The sequence below is a fragment of the Candidatus Cloacimonadota bacterium genome, assembly GCA_012522635.1.
Classification (GTDB): Bacteria; Cloacimonadota; Cloacimonadia; order Cloacimonadales; family Cloacimonadaceae; genus Syntrophosphaera.
Genome location: JAAYKA010000137.1, coordinates 1 through 4,861, shown reverse-complemented (window position 1 = coordinate 4,861; position 4,861 = coordinate 1). Strand labels below are relative to the sequence as shown.

Here is a 4,861-nt window from a genome sequence, read left to right as displayed (position 1 = left end):
GGCCAGGGTGGGCATTCGTCGAAGCTCATGATGATATCCGCTCCCAGGGCTTCCTGAATCCCGATAACGCTTTCCGGGGTAAAGAGATGCGGACTGCCGTCGATGTGGGATTGGAATTTCACGCCTTCACGGCTGATTTTTCGCAAAGCGGCCAGGCTCATCACCTGGAAGCCGCCGCTGTCCGTGAGGATTGGTCTGTTCCAGGAAATGAATTTGTGCAGACCGCCGGCATCGCGGATAAGTTCGTGTCCCGGACGTAGATAGAGGTGGTAGGTGTTGCCCAAAATGATTTGGGCGTGGGTCTGTTTAAGTTCGTGGGGACTCATTGCCTTCACGGTTCCCAGCGTGCCCACAGGCATGAAAACCGGGGTCAGGATTTTTCCGTGGGAGGTGCTGATGGTGGCGGCTCGAGCTTTGCCGCTGGTTTTTTCCAATTTGAAGCGGAACAAGGCTTTACCTGTTTATCGCGCGAAGGATTTCGCTGGTTACATCAGAATAGAGCGCCAGCACCATCAATGCCATCAGGATGAAAAAGCCGATGGATTGAAGCACGGCGCGGACTTTCGTGGGGATGGGACGGCGGAAAATCCCCTCCAGAATGGAAAAAAGGATGAGGCCTCCATCCAAAACCGGGATGGGCAACAGGTTCATCATCATCAGCATGAGACTGATACCGCCGAAAAAGGTAAGCAGACTGCCAAAGCCACGTTTGGCCATCTGTTGACTCATGCTGACAATCATGACCGGGCCACCCACGGACTTTTTGAGTTCGGTAGGTTGGCGAATCAATTTTCCCAGCATTTGATAGTTTAGAACCACAAAATTCATCGTGTTATAGGCGCCCAATTTGCTGGCTTCGAAAAGATTAAAACGGCGAGTGTAACGCACAGGTTGGTATTGAGTTATGCCGATGGCACGGTTGCCACCAGAACTGAGGCTTGCCTCCAGGCGTAGACGTTTTTGGAGGGATTGTTCACCTCGTTGAATCTCAAGCAGAATTTCATCGTGGGGCGCGTTCACAATCATTTCCCGCATCTCATACCAATCATCCACACGCACGGAATCCACCGCCGTAATGCGGTCTCCGGGCTGAAGTTTGGCATGGTAGGCGGGGGTTTTTGGCATCACTTCTCCCACACGGGTGTCCGCAAGAGGCCAAAGACTGACGGCAAGCGAATCTATGTCCTTGGAATTGAGCCGCAGAGTCACTTCCCGGCCTTCCCGGCTCAAAATGACATTGCTTTCGGGTTCTTCCAAAAGCTCTTCCCAAAATTCACCAAAGCCTTTGATGAGTTTGTCGTTAACCGAGATGATACTGTCACCGGGGCTAAAAACTTCAGCCCATACTCCTTCAGCGCGGCTGAGCACCGGTCTTTGATCCTCAATTTGCACCGGCAGAACGAAGGAAAAGATGAAGAGTAAAAGCCCCAAAAGCAGATTGGCAAAAGGTCCGCTCAATCCAATCAACGCTTTTTTCCACCAAGCTTTGCGCAGGAAGGAATCTTCATCCTGTTGGTCTGGTGAATCGTCGTGCTCTCCCTTCATTTTCACGTAACCGCCCAGTGGAATCCAACTTAGCCGCCAAAGCACGCCGCGACGCTCCCATTCTTTGATGGGTTTGCCGAAGCCGATGGAGAATGTTTCGATTCCCACCCCAAAGGCACGCGCCGCAAGGAAATGCCCCAATTCATGGATGAAAATCATCAGGGCGAAGGCAAAGATTGTGAGTATAAATGTCACTTTTTGATTTGCTTTTCCGCAATACTGATTGCGATAAACGACCCCACATCAGTGGAATAGGAACCCGTTCCAAAGCCGGCGTCATAACCCAATTCGATAGCCAATTCGTGCGAAATGCGAGGGCCTCCACAGATGAAGAGCATTTTATCCCTAAGTTGCTCCGCTTCAGCCAGTTCAATCAATTTGGTGAGGTTATCAATGTGGATGTTCTTTTGGGTGACCACCTGTGAAACCAACACCGCGTCTGCGTTTTCCTCACGAGCACGGCGTAAAAGCTCCTCTGAGGGCACCTGCGCGCCCATATTGATGGCGTTGAACATTTGATAGCGTTCCAGCCCAAAGCGGTGATTGTAGCCCTTCATATTCATGATGGCATCAATCCCAACGGTGTGGGCGTCGCTTTCGATGCAGGCACCTACCACGGTGAGCTTGCGGCCGATATTTTCAGTGATATATGCATCCGTGGCGTCCATATCCATCACCGGGGTTTCCACCACTTTCACCTTGATGGAGGCAGGGTCCACAAAAGCCGCTGTGGCAGCGTAAGCTATGAAATGGGTGAAGCCTTCGCCCAGATAGCGAACGCCGCAAACATCGATTTCATCGAAGCCCATGCTTTTGAGCAGCAGACGGGCGGCTTCCTTGCCCCAGGCGTCCGCTGGCACAGGTAAACTGAAGGACAGCTGCATTTTGCCGTCACCGGAGGTGTCGCCATAGGGGCGGATCATATCTTTGGTGCTCATAATCCCAATTCCTTTTTCATCTTGTCCAAAAATGGGTTGAAATAGCCTTCTTCGCGGCGGAAAACACCGTCCTGACCTTTGCCACCGTTTTCGGGGCGCTTGATGTCGGCAAAATCGCCGCGCGCCATGGCTGGGAAAAGCCCTTCAGACGCCACTTTTTCCAGAAATTCCACCGCCTGTGTCAAAACCAAGTTGGCGCGCTGGTTCACAAAACTATCCGGAACCAAACTCAGGTTATCGCCCAGGTTTTTCACCGCTTTAAAGATGTATTGCGCGTTTTCAATGGCCAGGGAACGATCAACCAGATGCGGAGTGTGGATGGCCTCGGTCATCATGCCCAAAAGCTGCACACCTTGCCCAGTGAGCTGGCCGATGAAATTGAACATCGCGCCCATAAGATGGGTTTTAAAGATGTTGCCGCTGGCGTATTTGGTTGGTGGCATGTATTTTACAGGCGCGTCTGGGAAAAGTTCCCGGGTTAGAAGCGCGTGGGCGAGTTCGTAGGAAAAACTGTTCTCGATTTCAGGGTCGATTTCGAAGGCGTGTCCCAAGCCCATTTTTTCGGGCTTCACACCGCTCAGCAGGGCAAATTGTTCGTTCAAAAGCTGAGAAGCCGTCACCGTGTATGCCTTTTCGATGGCGTCAGAGGTGGTGAGATAGTTATCTTCCCCGGTTTGGATTTCGATGCCGGCAAAGGCGTTTATCATGCGGCTGAAATATTGGTCCAGCAGGGTTCGTTTGGGGTTGATGTCTCTGAAAAGGATGCCATACATGGCGTCATTCAGCATCAGGTCCAAACGTTCGATGGCACCCATGGCAGCGATTTCGGGCATGCAAAGTCCGGAGGCGTAGTTGGTTAGGCTTATATAGCGCTGTTGTTGCTCGGATGCTTCATCCAAGGCGGCACGCATGATGCGGAAGTTTTCCTGGGTGGCGTAAGTACCGCCGAAACCAACAGTTGTGGCACCGAAAGGAACGTAGTCCAAAAGCGATTGTGCCGTGGAACGGATCACCGCGATTACGTCCGCTCCCTCGGAAGCGGCGGCTTTTGCCTGAACCGCGTCTTCATAAATGTTTCCGGTGGCGACAATTACGTAGATGGCGGGAACGCGTCTGGGTCCGTATTTCGCGAACATGGCTTTGCGGGTATCGCGTTGAGCGCGGATGTGGCTCAACATCTTGTCGGCCAGAGTGTTGAGTACATCAAAAACAGCCTGTGGATCCTGGGGTGGGATTTTGTCAAGGTCAAGTTCTCCGCGTCCAACGGCTTGAGCCACTTCCATCACATCCATCTTCTTTGCCAGCATGGCGTTAGCCACAGGGATTGCCGCACCTTTACCCATGCCGCCAATTGTTTGCAGATGATCAACAACAACGTTTGGCAAGGGTTTGCCATCTTCCAAAGCACCGTCCACACCCAAAAGGCGCAGAACTGTGCGTTCAATAGCCAGTGAGGAATAACCGCCAAAGAGCCAATCGAATGAACCGGCGATATTTGCGGCTGCATCGCGAGCGCGTTCTTTCATTTTCAGGTCGATGTCCAGTTTGAGCATTAAACTCTCCCAAAGTGTTAATTATTCAATCTTTGCACGTTTTTTGGGACGGCTGAATCCGTCAAGGGAAAAGCTGTGGAGGTGTTTTCAGATATTGGTTTGGAATACAGGACGGTATAAACCTTCACCCCAAACTTCAAATCGCACTCACTTTGTAGTCTAAATTAGATGATTGCAAAAAAATACGTCTATCAGCAAGATCGAGATCCACTTTCTTATGTGTCGTTCCCTCATCGGCTCTTACAGCCCAGACCTTTTCACTGGCAAAAACCCAATCATACTCCTGTTTGTTAGCTTGAGTTTGTTCAATCGACTATTTTTCTTGACAACTTACACGGATATTCTATTTTCGTTTTATAGGTTGTGTTTTGAGCAAGGAGGTGAATAATGCTTGCGTCCTTTTTAACAAATCACAAGGTGCAAAGTTGCCGCGTTTTACGTTGCAAAGGCACCAAAGCTATGCCACGCCCAGACTTTGCAAGAGCTCGCACTTTGGTTTTACTTTGCTTGTTTTTATTAACCAGCCAGGTAATCGCGGCTCAGGGAATGCGCAGCGTGAGCTTGGTATCTCGTTCGATGATGCAGTGGAAGTCTGTGCTGGACATTGTGTTGGATGGTGATTATGCATACTTGGGAACCGCCGGTTCCGGGGTTCGGGTAGTTGATATCACAAATCCGCAATCAATAAAGGAAGTAGGATATTATTGGCTTGGAGACGGTGTTTCCAGAATGATCTTGAAAGATAATCTCCTCTACGTTAATTCTGGTTATTCCGTCATTTGTTTAGACATCAGTGATCCCGTCCAGCCGCAAATGTTGGGCACT

At 50.6% G+C, this 4,861-nt stretch carries 5 protein-coding genes; 1 reads left to right on the top strand and 4 read right to left on the bottom strand.

Translation table 11 applies throughout. The annotated features are described in order from the left end of the window. The 4 genes from GX135_07170 to GX135_07155 all read right to left on the bottom strand — a co-directional run. The coding region (locus GX135_07170; protein ID NLN85864.1) for a tRNA-guanine transglycosylase at positions 1 to 449 on the bottom strand (449 nt) is incomplete at its 3' end. Between the two features lie 4 nt (positions 450 to 453). Then, positions 454 to 1,704: an RIP metalloprotease RseP gene (gene rseP / locus GX135_07165; protein NLN85863.1), complete on the bottom strand. Its 1,251-nt coding sequence runs from the start codon at positions 1,702 to 1,704 to the stop codon at positions 454 to 456. 32 nt (positions 1,705 to 1,736) lie between these two features. Continuing rightward, the gene (locus GX135_07160; GenBank protein NLN85862.1) at positions 1,737 to 2,483 is read right to left on the bottom strand and encodes a hypothetical protein; all 747 of its coding nucleotides are present in this window, start codon (positions 2,481 to 2,483) and stop codon (positions 1,737 to 1,739) included. Next, entirely contained in the window at positions 2,480 to 4,036 is a 1,557-nt protein-coding gene (locus GX135_07155) for a D-lysine 5,6-aminomutase subunit alpha (protein ID NLN85861.1), read from the bottom strand. The genes GX135_07160 and GX135_07155 overlap by 4 nt, the downstream gene beginning before the upstream one ends. 387 nt (positions 4,037 to 4,423) lie before the next feature. Between GX135_07155 and GX135_07150 the strand changes: the two genes are divergently transcribed. Beyond that, on the top strand, positions 4,424 to 4,861 hold a 438-nt coding region (locus tag GX135_07150; GenBank protein NLN85860.1), incomplete at its 3' end, for a hypothetical protein.

Excerpts from the sequence above, each read along its gene's own strand:
- rseP (NLN85863.1), bottom strand. The coding sequence starts at position 1,704 with ATGATTTTCATCCATGAATTGGGGCATTTCCTTGCGGCGCGTGCCTTT.
- GX135_07160 (NLN85862.1), bottom strand. The coding sequence starts at position 2,483 with ATGAGCACCAAAGATATGATCCGCCCCTATGGCGACACCTCCGGTGAC.
- GX135_07155 (NLN85861.1), bottom strand. The coding sequence starts at position 4,036 with ATGCTCAAACTGGACATCGACCTGAAAATGAAAGAACGCGCTCGCGAT.